The following is a 16,729-nucleotide window of genomic DNA, read 5'->3' as shown; positions in this document are numbered from 1 at the left end:
ACGGCTAAGGCATAATCGGAGCAACAAGGATTACTGGTATGGACAATATGAACCTCAACAAACACATCTCCGGTCAGTTCAATGCCGAGCTTGAGAGCGTGCGCAACCAGGTACTGGTGATGGGGGGGCTGGTGGAGAAGCAACTCACCGACGCCATCGCCGCCATCCATGGCCAGGATCTGGATGCGGCGCGCAAGATCGTGGCCAACGACCACAAGGTCAACGCCATGGAAGTGGCGATCGACGAGGAGTGCACCCGCATCATCGCCAAGCGTCAGCCCACCGCGTCCGACCTGCGGCTGGTGATGGCCATCATCAAGACCATCACGGATCTGGAGCGGATTGGCGACGTGGCGGACAAGATTGCCCGCATGCTGACCGACAACGCCAACAAGCCCCAGCCACCGCTGGTGTCGCTGGAGAACATGGGGCGTCGCACCATCAAGATGCTCCACGACGTGCTCGACGCTTTCGCCCGCATGGATCTGAATGCCGCCCTGGCGGTCTACAAGGAAGATGACAAGGTGGACCGGGAGTACGAGTCCATCATCCGCGAGCTGATGACCTACATGATGGAAGATCCGCGCACCATCCCCCAGGTGCTCAACGTGCTCTGGGCGGCGCGGGCCATCGAGCGGGTCGGTGATCGCTGCCAGCACATCTGCGAGTACATCGTCTACTACGTCAAGGGCAAGGATGTGCGTCACACCAAGGCCGATGACCTGAGCGATCTGCTGGGCAAGGGCTGATGGGGCGCCTTGGGTGGAGACTCTGTCGCGGCTGCACGATGGGAATCCAACCCTGATTGAATAAAAAGGCGCTTTGAGCGCCTTTTTCATTGCATGGCACGGCAGTTCAAGATAACGCCACCCGGCGGGCGCTTTTCTGCTAGAATATGGCCCCTGTGTGAGTCCCGGATGGAGTCACGGTCCGGTTTCCCGGGCCCAGTTTGCCGTCTTGTGCTAAGGCGGCTGTAGCAATAGGTTAATCATGAGTTTTGCCGATAGTTTGTTCTTTCTGATGCTGCTTGTCGCCGGCAGCGTGTTCTTCTCACTCTCCGAGATCTCCCTTGCCGCCTCCCGCAAGATCAAGTTGCAGGTGATGGCCGACGAGGGCAACCGCCACGCCGAGAAGGTGCTGGCATTGCAGGCCCAGCCGGGCAACTTCTTTACCGTGGTGCAGATAGGCCTCAACACCGTCGCCATCCTGGGCGGTATCCTGGGCGAGTCTGCCCTGAACCCGGCCATCAAGGCGTTTATCTCCGAGTTCTATCAGGGGCCCTGGCTTGGCGAGATCAGCTCTGCGGCCTCGTTCGTCTTCGTCACCGGCATGTTCATCCTGATAGCAGACCTGATGCCCAAGCGCCTCGCCATGACCATGCCCGAGCGGATCGCCGTGGTGGTGGTGCGTCCCATGATGCTGTGCGTCACCTTGCTGATGCCACTGGTGTGGCTGTTCAACGGCATGGCCAACGGCCTGTTCCGGCTGATGCGCATCTCCATGGTGCGCAACGACGAGATCACCTCCGACGATATTTATGCGGTGATGGATGCAGGTGCCGAAGCCGGTGTCATCCAGCGCGAGGAGCACCAGCTCATCGAGAACGTGTTCGAGCTCCAGTCCTTGGGTGTCACTTCCGCCATGACGGCGCGGGAGAGCCTCATCTACTTCACCCTGCAAGAGGGGGAGGAGAGCATCAAGGCGAAGATCGCCGAGCACCCCCACAACAAGTTCCTGGTGTGCGACCACAACCTCGACAGCATCAAGGGGTTCGTGGATGCCAAGGAGCTGCTGATCCGCGTCATCGGCGGCCAGAGCATCGATCTCAACAGCGGCTCCCTGGTGCAGAACGTCATCATCATTCCCGACACCCTCAACCTCTACGAGGCGATGGAGTACTTCAAGAACCATCGCGGCGACTTTGCGGTGGTGATGAACGAATACGCCCTGGTAGTGGGCATCGTCACCATGAACGACCTGATGAGTACCGTCATGGGGGAGTGGGCCACCCACGTGGTGGAAGAGCAGATAGTGCAGCGGGACGAGAACTCCTGGCTGGTGGACGGGGTGACCCCCATCTCCGACGTGATGCGCGCCTTCGACATCGAGGAGTTCCCGGAAAACCAGAATTACGAGACCATCGCCGGTTTCATCATGTACATGCTGCGCAAGATCCCCAAGCGCACCGACTCGGTCAAATATGCCGGTTACAAGTTCGAAGTGGTGGACATCGACAGTTACAAGATTGACCAGTTGCTGGTCACCCGGGTAGAACCTGCGAGCAATGAGAAGCCCGCTCAGGAATCCTAAAGGAGTTCGTTAGCAATCATGAAGATGAAGACACATTCCCGTGCGCTGGCCTGTGTGGCGCTCGCCCTGGCACTGGGTGCCTGCAGCCAGAGCGCACCGCGCAAGCCGGTGACGCCTGCCAAACCCGTTACCCCCGAGCCTGCCGTGGTGGTCCCGCAGCAGGATCCCGATGCGGTGGTGCAAAGCGCCGTGGCAGAGCCCAGCCCGGTGTTCGACGAGGAGTATCACGGCCCGGATCAAGGGTCGCTTGAATCGGTCACCGCCCTGTTTGCCCGGGGTTACATCGAATCCGCCATGCGCGAGACCATGCTGGCGGCGGTGCACAGCGACTACCCGCTGCTCGGCATGCGGGATGTGCGCCTGACCGACCCGGTGGCCAAGTTCCTCACCTCCGCCCAGGCACGCACCACGGCTCACGACTACCTCTATGCCGGGGTGCAGCGTCGGCTGGGCCGCCCGCTCAGCCCCGCCCAGTGGGAGCAGATCTGGCAGGGCTATCCCCATCAGGGCCGGGTCTCCGACTGGGTCAAGCAGACCAAGCGGGTGCTGGCCGGGCGCTGAGTCCCTCTGGTTATCGGCGGCTGTGCCCGCCTTGATCCCCTGTTTCACAAGAGGTCACCCCCCGGGGTGGCCTCTTGTCGTTTCAGTGCCTTGCCAGGTGATGCCTGTGCCGGGGAGACTTCCCTTTGCCGCCATCATCCTGAGCTTGCCCGGATTTGTTCGTAGCCCCCGATTGCCTCTTGTTCTACTTTGGGTCATGATATTTGGGATTTCTAGCCGTCTAGATGTTTTGATGGCTTAATGTGGTTTCACACAATAAACACCCGTCATGGCGGGGAGACGCAGAGAGACAGAGATGGACAAGCAGGATTTGTGGGTACTCGATGGCGGTATGGGCCGTGAACTGGCGCGGCGTGGTGCGCCGTTCCGTCAACCGGAGTGGTCGGCGCTGGCGTTGATGGAAGCGCCCGAGACGGTGCGCGAGGTACACCAGGCCTATGCGACGAGCGGTGCCCGGGTGATCACCACCAACAGCTATGCCCTGGTGCCCTTCCATATCGGCGAGGCGCGCTTTGCCGCCCAAGGGGAGGCACTTGCGGCTCTGGCCGGGCAACTGGCCCGAGGCGTGGCCGACGAACAGGGGGGAGCCGTCAAGGTGGCCGGCTCCTTGCCGCCGCTCTTTGGCTCCTATCGTGCGGACCTCTATCAGGCCGAGCGGGTGAGCGAGCTGGCGACACCGCTTATCCGTGCCCTGTCACCCCATGTGGATCTCTGGCTGGCGGAGACCATGAGCCTCATCGCTGAGCCCCTGGCTCTCAAGGCCCTGCTGCCCGAGGACGGCAAGCCGTTCTGGGTCTCCTTTACTCTGGAAGATGAGGCGCCGGGTAGCGAGCCCACCCTGCGCTCCGGCGAGCGGGTGGCGGATGCCGTGGCCGCGTTGGCGTCGGCCGGGGTGGATGCCATCCTGTTCAACTGCTGCCAGCCCGAGGTGATTGAAGGGGCGCTCAAGGTGGCCGTCGCCGCGTTGCAGGTTCAGGGGCGCACCGACGTTCGCCTCGGCGCCTATGCCAACGCCTTCCCGCCCCAGCCCAAGGAGGCGACTGCCAACGATGGTCTGGACGAGATCCGCGGCGATCTGGGGCCGCTGGATTACCTCGGCTGGGCCGAGCGCTGGCGCAGAGCCGGGGCAAACCTCATCGGCGGCTGCTGCGGCATCGGCCCGGAACACATCGAGGCGCTGGCCAGCCGGCTGCGTTAAGGAGCGCCCATGAAAGAGAGCAAGATCGGGCTCTGGTCCCTCACTGCGCTGGTGTTCAGCTCCATGGTGGGGGCCGGCATCTTCAGCCTGCCCCAGAACATGGCCGATGTGGCGGGCGCCCGCGCCGTGCTGATCGGCTGGGCCGTCACCGGGGTCGGCATACTGGCGCTGGCCATGAGCTTCCTCTACCTGTCGCGGCTCAAACCCGAGCTTGACGGCGGCATCTACAGCTATGCCCGGGCTGGCTTTGGCGAGCTGGTGGGGTTCTTCTCCGCCTGGGGATACTGGCTCTGTGCCACCATCGGCGTGGTGGGGTATCTGGTCATCGCCTTCGCGGCGCTGGGCAGCTTCGTCGACACGCCGGAGCGGGTCTGGTTTGGCGAGGGCAATACATTGGCAGCTTTTGTCGGCGAGTCCTGCATCCTCTGGGCGGTGCACCTGCTGGTGGCCCGCGGCGTGCAGCAGGCGGCCCTGTTCAACCTAGTGGCGACCCTGGCCAAGAGCCTGCCGCTGCTGCTGTTCATCCTGTTCGCCTGCTACTGGTTCGATCCGGTCACCTTTGCGGCGGATCAGGAGGGCAGCACCCTGGCGGTACCGGTCTCCGAGCAGGTGCGCAACACCATGCTCATCACCCTCTGGGTCTTCACCGGCATCGAAGGGGCAGCGGTGCTCTCGGCCCGGGCGAGAAACAAGCGGGACGTGGGCACCGCCACCGTGCTCGGTGTGGTGCTGGCGCTGCTGCTCTATGTGCTCATCTCGGTGCTGGCGCTCGGAATATTGAGCCGCCCGGAGCTTGCGGCCCTGCCCAACCCCTCCATGGCGGGATTGATGGCCCAGATGACGGGTTCCTGGGGCAAGTTGCTCATCAGCGCCGGCCTCATCGTGTCGGTGCTCGCCTCCTACGTGAGCTGGACCCTGTTCTCTGCCGAGGTGCCGTTCAGCGCGGCGCGTCACGGGGCCTTCCCGGCCATCTTCCGGCGCGAGAACCACAACGGCACCCCCATCGCCTCGCTCTGGCTCACCAGCCTGACCGTGCAGGGCTGCTTGCTGCTGGTGTGGTTGCTTGGCAAGGGGTACACCAACCTGCTGCTCATCTCCACCTCCATGATCCTGGTGCCCTACCTGCTCATCGGCCTCTTCCTGCTCAAGCTGGTCTTCAGTGGCAAGGGGGGGCAGGGCCGCGGCCTGATGCGGGTGGTGGCGCTGGTGTCGAGCGGTTATGGTTTCTGGCTGCTCTACGCCGCCGGGGTGGAGTACCTGCTGCTGTCGCTTCTGCTCTACGGGCCGGGTCTGCTGCTGTTTCTCTACAGCCGTCGCCAGCTCGGCGCCGAACAGCGGCTCAGCGGGCGTGAACGGCTGCTGGCCGGGGTGACGCTGCTGAGCCTGATCCCCGCCGTCTGGTCCTTTGTTCACGTCTGAACCTGGGGGTTGTCCCTGTCATGAAAAAGAGCGCCCCTGGGCGCTCTTTTTTATCCTGGTCGTGGGTCAACCGCTGGTGGGGCCCGCCGGTTTGCCAAACAGCACGGCGAGCTTTTGCCGCCAGGGGAGGCCCCGGGCCTCTTGCAGCATGTCGCGCCACTCGTGGAAGGTGAGGGTGAGGGGGTTGAAGCTGTGGATTGGCTTGGTGATGCCGAAACGGCACGGCTCGCCCAAGTCTTCTTCCACGAAGGTGCCAAACAGCCGGTCCCAGATGATGAGCACGCCGGCGAAGTTGCGATCGATGTATCTGGCGTTGCTGGCGTGGTGCACCCTGTGGTGGGAGGGGGTGTTGAAAACCCACTCCAGCCAGCCGAGCTTGCCCACCACCTGGGTGTGGACGAAGAACTGAAAACCCAGGCTCAAGAGCACGGTGGCGACCACCGCCTCGGGGGGGAAGCCGATGAGGATCATGGGGATCCAGAACAGCCACATGCCGGAGACCGGATACATCAGGCTCTGGCGAAAGGCGGTGGAGAGGTTGAGCCGCTCCGAGCTGTGGTGCACCACGTGGGAGGCCCAGAGCCAGCGCACATGGTGGCTTGCGAAGTGGAACAGCCAGTAGCAGAGATCCTGCAACAGAAAGAGCAGCAAGAGGCTCCACAGGTTCAGCTCGATATCGAATAGTCGCCAGCCCCAGAGGATGTCATAGAGATAGGCGATGGCAATGGCGGCCAGGGCATCGCCCCCCTGATGCATCAGTGCCAGGGTGGCATTGGCGAAGAGATCCTTCCACTGGTAGCCCGCCGTGGGATAGGCGGCGCCGTGTTTTCGCAGGTAGAGCATCTCCCAGCCGATGAAAACCAGAAAGAGGGGCGAGAGGTAGAGCAGGAGCAGTTGCACATCCATGTGAGCCATCCGGTTGGACCAGTTGGATGTCAGCATACCGGATGATGTTAAAAACTCATTAACATTTGATGGTGATCCTCCTGTCTGACGCGGCCCGGCCTTGCCCTCCCTGTTTACACTGAAGAAGGAGCGCGCGCGGCATCTACCGCAAGCGGCAGTACCTTGGGAGGGAGAGAAAATGAACGGGACGCCTGTTTGTCTCATGCTCGGCCTGCTCAGTGCGAGTGCGATGGCCAATGACAGTTTCAACAGCGAGTTGAGCCATGTTGTCGGTGGTGCAGCCATGGGGGCGGGCTTTACGGCCATCGCGGATCACTATGGCTATCGGGAGCACAGGGGCTGGATTGGTTTTGGCATCTCGACCGGCATCGGCATCGGCATCGCCGCAGAGCTGATCGAGCGGGCCAGTGGTCAGGGGCCCTTCTCCGCCCTGGATGCGGGGGCCAATGCGCTGGGGGCCGCCGCCGGTGCCTACGGGACGGATCGCTGGCTGCTGGCACCCGTGGTGCTGCCCGAGCAGCACTTCGCCGGCCTGACGGGCATGTATCGATTCTAGGGGCGAGCCACCTGGAACAAAAAAGGGAGCCTGGGCTCCCTCTTCTTGATTTGCATGACACCGCTGCGCGGTTGATCGAGCCCGGGTTTGCCCCTTTACCGGATTGCCAATATCGGTGCGCTCGTCAGAGTACCTGGCTCAGGAACTGGCGCAGGCGCGGGGAGGGGGGATTGTCGAAGAAGTCGGCGGGTTTCTCGTCCACCAGCAACTCGCCGCTCTCCATGAAGAGCACCCTGTCCGCCACTTCCCGGGCAAAGCCCATCTCGTGGGTCACCACCACCATGGTCATCCCTTCGCGGGCCAACCCCTTCATGACGTCCAGCACCTCTCCCACCATTTCGGGGTCGAGGGCGCTGGTGGGCTCGTCAAACAGCATGATGCGCGGCTGCATGGCGAGCGCCCGTGCGATGGCCACCCGCTGCTGCTGGCCGCCGGAGAGCTGGGAGGGGTAGCTCTGGGCCTTGTTGGAGAGACCGACCTTGAGCAGCAGGGCCTTGGCTCGCTCCTCTGCCTCCTGGCGAGAGAGCCCTCTCACCTTCTGGGGGGCCAGGGTGATGTTGTCCAGCACCGTCAGGTGAGGGAAGAGGTTGAATGACTGGAACACCATGCCCACCTCTTCCCGCAGCTTGTTGACATCCCCGGGTTCGGTGAGGCTGATGCCGTCGACCACGATATTGCCATCGTTGATGGTTTCCAGCTGGTTGAGGGTGCGCAGGAAGGTGGACTTGCCTGAGCCGCTCGGCCCCACGATCACCACCACTTCCCCTTCGGCCACCTGGGTGCTGACGTTTTTCAGGGCGTGCACCTCGGTGCCGTAGAACTTCTCTACACCGCTCGCCTTGATGATGGGATCAGTTGCTGCGCGCATAGTTCACCTCCAGACGACGCACCGGGAAGGGGCAGGGAGTGCCGGTGATGGCAGAACGTTTCGACACCGATGGCGCCTTGATAACGGGATCAGTTGCTGCGTGCATATTTCACCTCCAGACGACGCACCAGGAAGGAGAGAGTGCCGGTCAGCACCAGATAGAGCAGAGCCACGGTGAACCACACCTCGAACGGGCTGAAGGTGGAGCTGACCACTTCGCGCCCCGCCTTGGTGAGATCCGTGATGGAGATGACGGAGACCAGAGAGGAGTCCTTAATAAGGTTGATGAACTGACCCGCGAGCGGTGGCAGCACCCGTTTGAAGGCCTGGGGCAGGATGACGTAGCGCATGGTCTGGGCCGAGGTCATGCCAAGGCTTCTGCCCGCTTCCATCTGCCCCTTGTGAATGGAGCTGATGCCGGCGCGCACGATCTCCGCCACGTAGGCGCCGGTGAAGACCGCGAGCGCCGCCACACCAGCGGTGAATCGGTCGAGGTTCAGCACGGTGCCGATAAAGAAATAGACGATGAAGATCTGCACCAGCAACGGGGTGCCACGGATGAGCTCTACATAGGTCACGGCCAGGTTGCGCAGGGCCGGATTGGGGGAGAGGCGGGCGAGCCCGGCCAGGGTGCCAAGCAGGATGGCGAAGATGCCCGCCACCAGGGAGAGCTTGACCGTGACCCAGACTCCCCAGGCAATGGGGCCGGCGGTCCAGCTCAGTTGCACATCCAGGGTATCGCCGAGGAAGACGGTATCCCCTTCAGCCAGCTGGGAGCCCTTGGGAGCGATGGCCTGACGGCGGCTGGGGTCGAGATCGTCTTGCAGGAAGAGCTGTCCCTTGTCCGCGACCACGGTGCCGTCAAACTCGGCATAGTGTTTCTGTTCTGCCTGATAGGCGATGTACTGGGGAATGCGTTCCCAGCGCCAGGTGTAATCCACTGCCTGCACGGCCTTGTAGATGCCGAAAATGGCGGCCAGCACCAGCAGCAGGAAGATCCCGTGCCAGAGCAGCTGATTGGGCTGTTTTTCCATCTGTCTTGTGAGTTTGGGGTTGATCACTGTCACAACCTCTTTTGTCGTTATCGTGTGGGGAGTCTGCGTGAAGGGGCGGCATGCCGCCCCTTTGAGAGGTTATTTGAGCTGGTTCAGCCAGGCGGTGGATTCAAACCACTTCTTGTAGAGACGGTCGTAGCTGCCGTCGCCCTTGATCTGGCGCAGGTAGTTGTTGAACCAGTTGAGGGTGTCCTGATCCCCCTTGCGGATGGCCCAGGCCAGCGGCTCGAAGGTGAACGGCTTGTCGAGGTGTACCACGGCGCCCTGGTTCTGGGACGCGAAGATGGCGTTGTAGGGCAGGTCGTAGACGAAGGCATCCACCTTGCCGTTGATCACTTCCAGCTTGGCGTCATCCTGGGTTTCAAACTGCAGCAGGGTGGCCTTGGGGATCATGCGCTTGACCGCTTGCTCGCCGGTGGTGCCGAGTTTGACCGCGATCTTGTATTTGGGATCGTTGAGGTCCTGGAAGGATTTGATTTCGCCCGCCTTGTCCTTGCGAAGCACGATGGTCTGGCCGACGACGATGTAGGGATCGGCAAAGTTCACGCGCAGGTTGCGCTGGGGAGTGACGGTCATGCCACCCATGATGACGTCGAACTTGTCGGTCAAGAGCGCGGGGATGATGCCGTCCCAGGCGGTGTTGACGAACTCCACCTTCACGCCCATCTCCTTGGCGACCATCTTGGCGAGATCCACGTCAAAGCCGATGTACTGGCCCTGCTTGTTGGTCATCTCGAAGGGTTGATAGCCGGCATCGAAGCCGACCCGCAGCACACCGCGCTCCAGCACGGCATCCAGGGTGGAAGTGGGCGCGGCGTTGGCCAGCCCGCACAGCAGCAGGGTAGAAAGAATGAGTTTTTTGATCATAAATGACGTCTCTGTCGTAAATGTGGTCGGCCTTGAACCTGCTCCCGTGCGACTCCATGGCACAAGAGACTGCTGCATCCGGCAGCAGGCAAGACAGGATTATTGTCTTGGTCGGGGCAAAAGCCCCATATGAGATTCTATGAATGGTTCGTTGGATGAAAAATGTACCAAAACCTGTTTGTGCCAGAAGACTCAATAAGTTATGGAGACTTTTATCCCTCGTGGTGACTCATAAAACCACATGAAAACAACATATCTATCTAATGGCGCCGGTTCAAGTGCAAAATATCCGGCGGCCGTCTCGGTGGAAAATCCGGGTACAGACAGGGCGTTGTCCGGCACGCTTCACGGGGAATGGGGCGTGCGAGCCGGTCAAATATTTTTGCCCGGCCCATAGGCTCCCTCTGTGTCTTGTCATGGGCTTCCCATATACTCAGCCATCCCCATTGGAAGGTTCGGGAATGGACGCCTCAATTCTGCTCAATCTGGACGTATTTACCCTGATGTTGATGGCCCTCGGGGGCTACAGCCTGGGATTCATCACCCTCTCCATCATCTGGTCGACCCACAGGGAAATACCCGGTCTCGGGCTCTGGTGGTGGTCCAGCCTCTGTGCCCTCGTGGCGCAATCGCTCTTCTTCATGCAGGCATTTGCCCCCCATATCGCGGGGATCTGGCTGGCCAACCTGCTCATCACCTTCTGCCTCGCCCTGATGCCACTCGCCATCCAGCGCTTCTTCGGGGAGCCGCCAAACTGGCGGGCATTCACCCTCTTCATGCTGGTCTACCTGCTGATCCTCTGCTGGAGCGTCATCTTCAACGACAAGATGGCCCCCCGGGTGCTGCTGGCCTGCCTGAGCTACATGATGGTGGGGGCGGTGATTGTCTGGCTCATATGGCGCCACGGCTACCCTGACTATCTGCCCGCTGTGCTGGTGTTCACCGTGGTCAACATCCTGCTCTACGGTTTCAATCTGGTGCGCATGGGGGCCCTGCTCGGCGGCGAGGTGCGTGTCCTGATGGATCAGCATGCGGTCAATGTGCTCCCCTTCCTCTCCATGCTGATGGGCAACTATCTGTCGACCTTCGGGGTGCTGTTGCTCTGTACCCAGTACCGGGCCCTGGCCCTGCGTCGACAGGCCAGCCAGGATCCCCTGACCGGCCTCCTGAACCGGCGCGGCTTCATGGATCACTGCGTGACGATGGCAAGGCAGGGGGCGCTGGTGGTGCTGGATCTCGACGACTTCAAGCAGATCAACGATCGCCACGGTCACGAGACCGGGGACAGGGTGCTGGAGGCGGTGGGTCGCTATCTTGCCGGCCAGCGGGATCTGGTGGCCAGCCGCTTCGGCGGGGAAGAGTTTGTGCTGCTGTTGCCCGAGCGGGACCCCCTGGCCCAGCAGGCGCGCTGCGAGCAGATCCGCCAGGGGATAGAAACGCTGGAGCTGAAGGGGGTCCGGGTGACGGCCAGCCTGGGGTGGGTGCCCAGCGCCCGTGAATGGCACTTTGACACCCTGTTCAGCCAGGCAGATCGCGCTCTCTATCAGGCCAAGCGGGAGGGCAAGAACCGGATCTGTCAGGGGGCCTGATCCCCCGTCAGGTCATGCCCGGCCGGTGGCCGTCGGCTCCGACCGGACAAAGGCATACCGAGTCAGCCACCTGGTCGCATCAGACCAGAATGGCAGCCTGTCAGCGGTGCAACTCCCCCGCGCGTTCCGGCTGATAGACCACTTCCAGGATCTCCACCTGGATGGTGCGACCGGCCGGCCCCGGCCAGGCGATGCTGTCACCCACCTTGAGCCCCAGCAGGGCGCTGCCCACTGGCGCCAGCACGGAGATCTTCGATTCGTCCCCCTGTACATCCTTCGGATAGACCAGCGTCAGGCAGAAGTCGTTGCCACTGTTTTGCATCTTGAAGCGCACCGTGCTGTTCATGGTCACCACGTCCGGCGGCATGTCGGCGGGTTCGCGGATCTCGGCGCGATCCAGCTCCTCTTGCAGGGCAAGGTGCTGGGGGTGGTTGCCAAGCAGCTGTTCGATGCGATCCAGATCCAGGCTGGAGATGACGAGATGAGGCTGTTTCATAGGGTATTTCCTTATCAATGACTGAAGGGACCAGGATGACGGGCAGACTGGTCGACAAAAAACGGTGCAAGGGTAAAAAGCAGACAGCAAAAGCGATGCCCCCGAGCGACTCGCGCAGCGGGGCGAGGGCGGGGGCTCAGCGGGGTGTGAGCGTACTGGAAAAAATCATGATTGCTTTCATGGAGATACCATAACCATTCTGGGGTGGTTTGGCAATTGGGCTGACTTTCTCATCAGGGAGCCTGGTAATCGTACTGGTGCAGGATGCGCGCGAGACTGCCATCCTCCCTCATTTCCTGAATGACCCGGCGCCAGCGCAGCGCCTCGCTGCGGGAGAAGCGGGGGCTGGCGGCCAGGTAGAGGGTGCTCTGCTGCAAGGTCTCGCCCCGCACCAGATCCGGGAGCGGCAGACCCGCCCGCTGCTGGTTGTAACGGGCGGTGTTCCAGGCCACCGCCCAGGCCTGGATGCGGCCGCGCGCCAGCTTGCTGGCGTTGCTGACCTCCTCGGTGACCAGCTCCCGGGTCACTCCTGTCAGCGGCTGGATCAGGCTCTGGCTATGGGAGCCACGCATCACGCCAACGGTGAGACCTGGCAGTGTCTTCATGGAGAGCGGCGCTGGATGGTGACGGCGATGGCTGACCAGCACGAAGGCCTCCTCCAGCAGGGGGGCAATCCAGAGAAACAGTGGTTCGCGCTGGGGATTTCGGGCCGGGGGCAACAACAGGACATCCGGGCGGTGGCTGGCCTGGCTGAGGGCGCGAGCCAGCGGCATCAACTCGATCTCGAGCGGTTCCCCGAGGCGGCGGGCAGCCTCTTCCAGCACCTCGATGGCCATGCCGCTCGGCGCACCCTGCTGGGCGCGGATCACATAGGGGGGAATGTCCGCGGCCACGACGACCACGGCATGGGCCGAAAAGGCGCAGACGATCAGAGGGGAGAGCAGCAGAAGCAGAGTAACAAGGCGCATGGATGTTCGGGTCCGGGATGAGTACAGAGAGTGTAACATCCCGTTACGCCATGTCAGCCAGGCGATTGCCGCCTGGGGGGATCAGTCGAAGAAATCCCGCAGATCCAGGGTCTGGTACCCTGCCAGTTGCTGCCAGGGGAGGGTCTTTGGCAGCGGCTTGAGCGTCACCTCCATCCGGTAGCTGCGATAACCGTCGAGGCTTGCCGACTCCACCACCAGGGGCAACTGCCAGCGGCTCGACCAGAGGATGCGGGTACGCTGGCGACCTTCACGGGTCTCATACCAGTTCGCCTGGTCGGGGGCGGCCTCATCCAGCGGTGTCATTCCCTCTAACAGGGCAGGGTTGATGAGGTGGCGGATCCGCGCCCACTCCGGTTTGAAGGCCACCTGGCCGTACTCCTCCTGCGGCACCTCCACCAGCTGGTTGTGCCAGGCATCGGCGTAGCGCAACTGGAGTGCGTCTCCCGCGCTCCGGGTGACCCAGCGCGCCGCCATCTGGTGAGTGAAGTGCTTGTGGCCGGGGCGGGCATCGTGGGTGGCGTGATAGGCACGGGCCAGGGGAACGGGAATGAGCCGCTGGCTCCACACCTGGTCACCGACCCGCAGCCACTTCTCCTGCCACTGGCTCTCCCGGGTGATGCCGTCGCTGCCGGTCACCCTGTCCACGTAGCGGATGCGGGCGGCCAGATCGGGCACCTCGTCGGCCAGGAGGGGGAAGGAGAGGGCGCTGCCCAGCAGCCATAAAGAAAGCAGATATTTCATCATCGTCTCTCGCTCGACGGAGAACGGGCCCGGCGCGGTGCCGGGCCCCTTTATCACAGGCCGAGGGCCTCCCTGAGCTTGCCGAACACCCGGGTGTTGTCGAGGGTGCCCTTGAACTGGCTGCTGCCTGCGCCGCCCGCGAACAGCATCACATCGCCGCCGCCGTGAGTCTCGGAGCCGAGCTTGATTCCGGTTTCCTGCAGGTAGTCATCCGCCATCACCTCATCGCTGGTGAGGGTGGGGCGCTGGTCCTGGCGGTTGGGGCCGTTGCCGAATACCAGAGTAGTGAACGGCTTGCCGTCCGCGTCGTTCTGGGTCGAACCATCGGCGTTCTTGACCAGATCCAGCACCTTGTTGCCCTTGGCGGAATAGCCGTTGATGGTCATGGTGTGGTCGTGGTCGGCGGTGACCACGATCAGGGTATCGCTCAAATCCACTTTGCCGAGGGCCGTCTTGACCGCCTCGTCCAGCGCCACCGCATCGGTCAGGGATCGCTTGGCGTTGGTGGCATGCAGGGCGTGGTCGATACGCCCCCCCTCCACCATCAGGAAGTAGCCCTGGCTGTTCTGGCTGAGCAGATCGATCGCCTTGGCGGTCATTTCGGAGAGGGACGGCTGGGTGCTGGCCGCCCCCTTGGCGACGCGGTCCAGTTCGTAGTCGAGGTGGGACTTGGTGCTGAACAGCCCCAGCACCTTGCCCGAGTTGACGGCAGAGAGCTCATCCTTGGTGGTGACATAGCGGTAGCCCCGGGCGGTCAGCTCGGCGGTGAGATCCCGGCCGTCGGCCCGGCCGCCCTTGTTGCTGGCGCTGTAGGGCGTCCAGTGGTTGGCGCCGCCCCCCATCAGCACATCGACCCCATCCCCCAGCGCCTGGTTGAAGCCGGCGCCGCCCGGTACCGCCTGCTCGGCGATGGCGTAGGCCGCATCCCGGTGGCAGATATGGGAATAGGTCGCCGCCGGGGTGGCATGGGTCAGCTCCGTGGTCGTGACGGCCCCCACCGACTTGCCCGCCGCCTTGGCCAGCTCGAGAAGGGTGGGCACCGGGCTCCCGTTGTCGCTGGTGCAGTTGTTGATGCCCTTGTTGCCGTTGGCATCCTTGGACGGTGCCACGGCCCTGGTGTCGCTGCTCATGGCGATCACCTCGTTGTTCATCTTGACGCCGGTGGTGTAGGCCGCCATGGAGGGGGCGGAGTCCGTGGTCTGGGCATCGTGGGAGAAGGTCTTGATACGCGCGCTCTGGGGCAGCTTCATCATCTCGAGATCCCCCTCTTCCCCCACCTTGAACAGGCGGGTGGCGGTGAGCACGGTGGGACCCATGCCATCACCGATAAAGAGGATGACGTTCTTGGCATCGGCGGCGTGCGCCTGGGAGAGGCCGCCAAGCGTGCCGAGCAGGGCGGTGCAGACCAGCGTCTTTTTCATGGTGATGTTCATCCTGATAATCCCTTACAGCTTGGCCGCAGCCTTGATCTTGCCGAACACGGCGGTGTTGTCGAGAGAGCCGTGGAAGCGCTCCGCCCCCTGGCCGATGGCGCCGAGGAAGACATCGGTACCGCCGTGGGTCTCGTTGCCTATCTCGCCCACCTTGACCACCACCTCCTGGTGATAGTCGTCGGCGGAGGCGGTGGCGTCGTCGAGGGCCGCCACGCTGCTGCGCGGGCCGTCCACCCGGTTGTAGCCGTTGCCAAAGCCGATGATGGTGTAGGGCATGCCATCGCTATCCTTGCTCGGCTCGCCGGTCTCGTAGTTCTTCACCAGCCCGAGCACGCCCGCATTGCCTGCGGTGGTCTTGCCGGTGCGCTTGGCGTAGCCGTTGAGCACAAGCGTGTGGTCATGGTCGGCGGTGACCACGATCAGGGTGTTTTTCAGCTCGGGATCGGTTTTCTTCACTTCATTGATGGCGGCCTGGATGGCGTTGTCGAAGGCGAGGGTATCCTGCAGGGCACGCTTGGCGTTGGTGTCGTGCAGGGCGTGATCGATGCGCCCCCCTTCTACCATCAGGAAGTAGCCCTTCTCTTTGCCCTTGAGCTGCTTGATGGCAGCCAGGGTCATCTGGGCCAGTGACGGCTCGCTGGCGGGCCGGTCCAGGTCATATTTCATGTGGCTTGAGCCAAACAGGCCCAGCAGCGGCTTGCTCGCATCGGCCTGGTTCAGCTCGTCCAGGGTGGCGGCAAACTGATAGCCCTTCGCCTTCATCTCGTCGATGAGGTTGCGGCCATCGGTCCGCTTGCCCTTGTCGGCACTGGGCAGGAAGAAGCCGCTGCCGCCGCCGAGCACCACGTCCAGCCCCTCCTTCAGGGCGCTGTTGTAACCGCTGCCCCCCGGCACCATCTGGACGGCGATATCAGCCTCCAGATCCCGGTTGCAGATATGGGCATAGGTGGCGGCCGGGGTAGCGTGGGTGACCCGGGTGGTAGTGACCACGCCGGTGCCGCGGCCATCGGCCTTGGCCAGCTCCAGCAGGGTGGTCACCGCTTTGCCGCCGCTCTGGCTGCAATCGCTCTCCTGGGTGGCGTCGCTGTCCATGCTGATGACGCCGTTGTTGCTCTTGACCCCGGTCATGTAGGCCGCCATGGAGGGGGCCGAGTCGGTCACCTGGGCATCGTGGGAGAAGGTCTTGATGAAGGCCGTTTCCGGCAGGGTGTCGATGGTGAGGCTGCCCTCTTCGCCGACGCCATAGATCCGGGAGGCGGTCAGGGTGTTGAGACCCATGCCGTCGCCGAGGAAGAAGATCACGTTCTTGGCGCGGGGTTCCGGGGTGTTGCTGTCGTTGTTGGAGTTGCAGCCGGCGGCCAGGGCGGCGCCTATCATCACTGCAAGTCCTGCCATCTTTCTCATTGGGGTTCGCTCCTTGTGAAACCTGAGCGCAGCCTAGAGGGGGCAGATGACACTTTTAGTGAAGAGAGATGACAATGCGGTGAAAGCGCCTTGTAAATGTTATCTTATATCAATGAGTTATGTTGATTGTATTCTGCCACTCACCTCCCGGTGGCGTGGCGGGCATCCGGCCACCCGGGTGACAACACCCGGCCAGAATAGCCTGTCAAATCGGGGCCGCAGCAGGTAAAATGCGCCCCCTTGCGATGAGTGCCAGCGGTCTGGCGCATCACCACGCACCCGCAACCCCGAGCGCCCGCAGCCCCGAGAGGGGACCGCATGCCAATGAGAGAGTAAC

The 16,729-nt window shown here is 62.7% G+C and carries 17 protein-coding genes; 7 read left to right on the top strand and 10 right to left on the bottom strand.

The genetic code is table 11. From position 1 onward, the window contains the following. The first annotated feature begins 38 nt into the window (after nt 1-38). The 5 genes from phoU (at nt 39) to OKC41_RS01090 (ending at nt 5,488) form a co-directional block, all read left to right on the top strand. Nucleotides 39-749, top strand: coding sequence for a phosphate signaling complex protein PhoU (gene phoU / locus OKC41_RS01110; RefSeq protein ID WP_270671602.1), 711 nt, complete (start codon nt 39-41; stop codon nt 747-749). Between the two features lie 241 nt (nt 750-990). Then, nucleotides 991-2,310 carry a hemolysin family protein gene (locus tag OKC41_RS01105; protein ID WP_201893618.1) on the top strand — a complete coding sequence of 440 codons (1,320 nt, stop codon included), beginning with the start codon at nt 991-993 and terminating at the stop codon, nt 2,308-2,310. A gap of 18 nt (nt 2,311-2,328) precedes the next feature. Further along, nucleotides 2,329-2,871, top strand: a complete 543-nt coding sequence (locus OKC41_RS01100; protein WP_010675261.1) for a hypothetical protein — start codon at nt 2,329-2,331, stop codon at nt 2,869-2,871. A 295-nt stretch (nt 2,872-3,166) separates the two neighbouring features. After that, nucleotides 3,167-4,069 carry a homocysteine S-methyltransferase family protein gene (locus OKC41_RS01095; protein WP_042017562.1) on the top strand — a complete coding sequence of 301 codons (903 nt, stop codon included), beginning with the start codon at nt 3,167-3,169 and terminating at the stop codon, nt 4,067-4,069. A gap of 9 nt (nt 4,070-4,078) precedes the next feature. Beyond that, nucleotides 4,079-5,488: a basic amino acid/polyamine antiporter gene (locus tag OKC41_RS01090; RefSeq protein ID WP_201893620.1), complete on the top strand. Its 1,410-nt coding sequence runs from the start codon at nt 4,079-4,081 to the stop codon at nt 5,486-5,488. Between the two features lie 66 nt (nt 5,489-5,554). Here the strand turns inward: OKC41_RS01090 and OKC41_RS01085 are convergent, their stop codons facing one another. Continuing rightward, nucleotides 5,555-6,394 carry a sterol desaturase family protein gene (locus tag OKC41_RS01085; RefSeq protein WP_201893873.1) on the bottom strand — a complete coding sequence of 280 codons (840 nt, stop codon included), beginning with the start codon at nt 6,392-6,394 and terminating at the stop codon, nt 5,555-5,557. Nucleotides 6,395-6,572: 178 nt separating this feature from the next. Between OKC41_RS01085 and OKC41_RS01080 the strand changes: the two genes are divergently transcribed. Then, nucleotides 6,573-6,950 (top strand): hypothetical protein, encoded by a 378-nt coding sequence (locus OKC41_RS01080; RefSeq protein WP_201893622.1) that lies wholly within the window; start codon nt 6,573-6,575, stop codon nt 6,948-6,950. 124 nt (nt 6,951-7,074) lie between these two features. Here the strand turns inward: OKC41_RS01080 and OKC41_RS01075 are convergent, their stop codons facing one another. The 4 genes from OKC41_RS01075 to OKC41_RS01060 all read right to left on the bottom strand — a co-directional run bounded on the left by OKC41_RS01075 (nt 7,075) and on the right by OKC41_RS01060 (nt 9,740). Next, nucleotides 7,075-7,818 carry an amino acid ABC transporter ATP-binding protein gene (locus tag OKC41_RS01075; protein ID WP_041213147.1) on the bottom strand — a complete coding sequence of 248 codons (744 nt, stop codon included), beginning with the start codon at nt 7,816-7,818 and terminating at the stop codon, nt 7,075-7,077. Then, entirely contained in the window at nt 7,802-7,924 is a 123-nt protein-coding gene (locus tag OKC41_RS01070) for a hypothetical protein (RefSeq protein WP_268843096.1), read from the bottom strand. Before OKC41_RS01070 ends, OKC41_RS01075 begins: the two co-directional genes overlap by 17 nt. Beyond that, entirely contained in the window at nt 7,908-8,852 is a 945-nt protein-coding gene (locus tag OKC41_RS01065) for an amino acid ABC transporter permease (protein ID WP_041201654.1), read from the bottom strand. Before OKC41_RS01065 ends, OKC41_RS01070 begins: the two co-directional genes overlap by 17 nt. Before the next feature lie 99 nt (nt 8,853-8,951). Continuing rightward, entirely contained in the window at nt 8,952-9,740 is a 789-nt protein-coding gene (locus tag OKC41_RS01060; RefSeq protein ID WP_010675255.1) for a transporter substrate-binding domain-containing protein, read from the bottom strand. A 461-nt stretch (nt 9,741-10,201) separates the two neighbouring features. On the opposite strand from OKC41_RS01060, the gene OKC41_RS01055 reads away from it, so the two are divergent. Beyond that, on the top strand, nt 10,202-11,329 hold the full coding sequence (locus OKC41_RS01055) for a GGDEF domain-containing protein (protein WP_201893624.1): 1,128 nt from the start codon (nt 10,202-10,204) through the stop codon (nt 11,327-11,329). Between the two features lie 100 nt (nt 11,330-11,429). Here OKC41_RS01055 and rnk read toward each other — a convergent pair whose 3' ends face one another. The 5 genes from rnk to OKC41_RS01030 form a co-directional block, all read right to left on the bottom strand. After that, a complete protein-coding gene (rnk, locus tag OKC41_RS01050; RefSeq protein ID WP_010675253.1) occupies nt 11,430-11,825 on the bottom strand; it encodes a nucleoside diphosphate kinase regulator in 396 nt (131 codons plus the stop codon). Between the two features lie 233 nt (nt 11,826-12,058). Further along, nucleotides 12,059-12,793 carry an ABC transporter substrate-binding protein gene (locus OKC41_RS01045; protein ID WP_270671601.1) on the bottom strand — a complete coding sequence of 245 codons (735 nt, stop codon included), beginning with the start codon at nt 12,791-12,793 and terminating at the stop codon, nt 12,059-12,061. An 81-nt stretch (nt 12,794-12,874) separates the two neighbouring features. Then, nucleotides 12,875-13,558, bottom strand: a complete 684-nt coding sequence (locus OKC41_RS01040; RefSeq protein ID WP_213320248.1) for a hypothetical protein — start codon at nt 13,556-13,558, stop codon at nt 12,875-12,877. Between the two features lie 50 nt (nt 13,559-13,608). Beyond that, nucleotides 13,609-14,988 (bottom strand): alkaline phosphatase, encoded by a 1,380-nt coding sequence (locus OKC41_RS01035; protein WP_270671600.1) that lies wholly within the window; start codon nt 14,986-14,988, stop codon nt 13,609-13,611. Nucleotides 14,989-15,000: 12 nt separating this feature from the next. Next, entirely contained in the window at nt 15,001-16,392 is a 1,392-nt protein-coding gene (locus tag OKC41_RS01030) for an alkaline phosphatase (RefSeq protein WP_270671599.1), read from the bottom strand. Nucleotides 16,393-16,729: the final 337 nt, after the last annotated feature.

Source organism: Aeromonas sp. QDB17, assembly GCF_027705305.1.
Classification (GTDB): Bacteria; Pseudomonadota; Gammaproteobacteria; order Enterobacterales; family Aeromonadaceae; genus Aeromonas; species Aeromonas caviae.
This window is presented reverse-complemented; position numbering and strand designations above follow the sequence as displayed.

Bases quoted from the DNA above. Each gene is read 5' to 3' on its own strand.
- phoU (WP_270671602.1), top strand. From the start codon at position 39: ATGGACAATATGAACCTCAACAAACACATCTCCGGTCAGTTCAATGCC.
- OKC41_RS01105 (WP_201893618.1), top strand. From the start codon at position 991: ATGAGTTTTGCCGATAGTTTGTTCTTTCTGATGCTGCTTGTCGCCGGC.
- OKC41_RS01100 (WP_010675261.1), top strand. From the start codon at position 2,329: ATGAAGATGAAGACACATTCCCGTGCGCTGGCCTGTGTGGCGCTCGCC.
- OKC41_RS01095 (WP_042017562.1), top strand. From the start codon at position 3,167: ATGGACAAGCAGGATTTGTGGGTACTCGATGGCGGTATGGGCCGTGAA.
- OKC41_RS01090 (WP_201893620.1), top strand. From the start codon at position 4,079: ATGAAAGAGAGCAAGATCGGGCTCTGGTCCCTCACTGCGCTGGTGTTC.
- OKC41_RS01085 (WP_201893873.1), bottom strand. From the start codon at position 6,394: ATGGATGTGCAACTGCTCCTGCTCTACCTCTCGCCCCTCTTTCTGGTT.
- OKC41_RS01080 (WP_201893622.1), top strand. From the start codon at position 6,573: ATGAACGGGACGCCTGTTTGTCTCATGCTCGGCCTGCTCAGTGCGAGT.
- OKC41_RS01075 (WP_041213147.1), bottom strand. From the start codon at position 7,818: ATGCGCGCAGCAACTGATCCCATCATCAAGGCGAGCGGTGTAGAGAAG.
- OKC41_RS01070 (WP_268843096.1), bottom strand. From the start codon at position 7,924: ATGCACGCAGCAACTGATCCCGTTATCAAGGCGCCATCGGTGTCGAAA.
- OKC41_RS01065 (WP_041201654.1), bottom strand. From the start codon at position 8,852: ATGGAAAAACAGCCCAATCAGCTGCTCTGGCACGGGATCTTCCTGCTG.
- OKC41_RS01060 (WP_010675255.1), bottom strand. From the start codon at position 9,740: ATGATCAAAAAACTCATTCTTTCTACCCTGCTGCTGTGCGGGCTGGCC.
- OKC41_RS01055 (WP_201893624.1), top strand. From the start codon at position 10,202: ATGGACGCCTCAATTCTGCTCAATCTGGACGTATTTACCCTGATGTTG.
- rnk (WP_010675253.1), bottom strand. From the start codon at position 11,825: ATGAAACAGCCTCATCTCGTCATCTCCAGCCTGGATCTGGATCGCATC.
- OKC41_RS01045 (WP_270671601.1), bottom strand. From the start codon at position 12,793: ATGCGCCTTGTTACTCTGCTTCTGCTGCTCTCCCCTCTGATCGTCTGC.
- OKC41_RS01040 (WP_213320248.1), bottom strand. From the start codon at position 13,558: ATGATGAAATATCTGCTTTCTTTATGGCTGCTGGGCAGCGCCCTCTCC.
- OKC41_RS01035 (WP_270671600.1), bottom strand. From the start codon at position 14,988: ATGAACATCACCATGAAAAAGACGCTGGTCTGCACCGCCCTGCTCGGC.
- OKC41_RS01030 (WP_270671599.1), bottom strand. From the start codon at position 16,392: ATGAGAAAGATGGCAGGACTTGCAGTGATGATAGGCGCCGCCCTGGCC.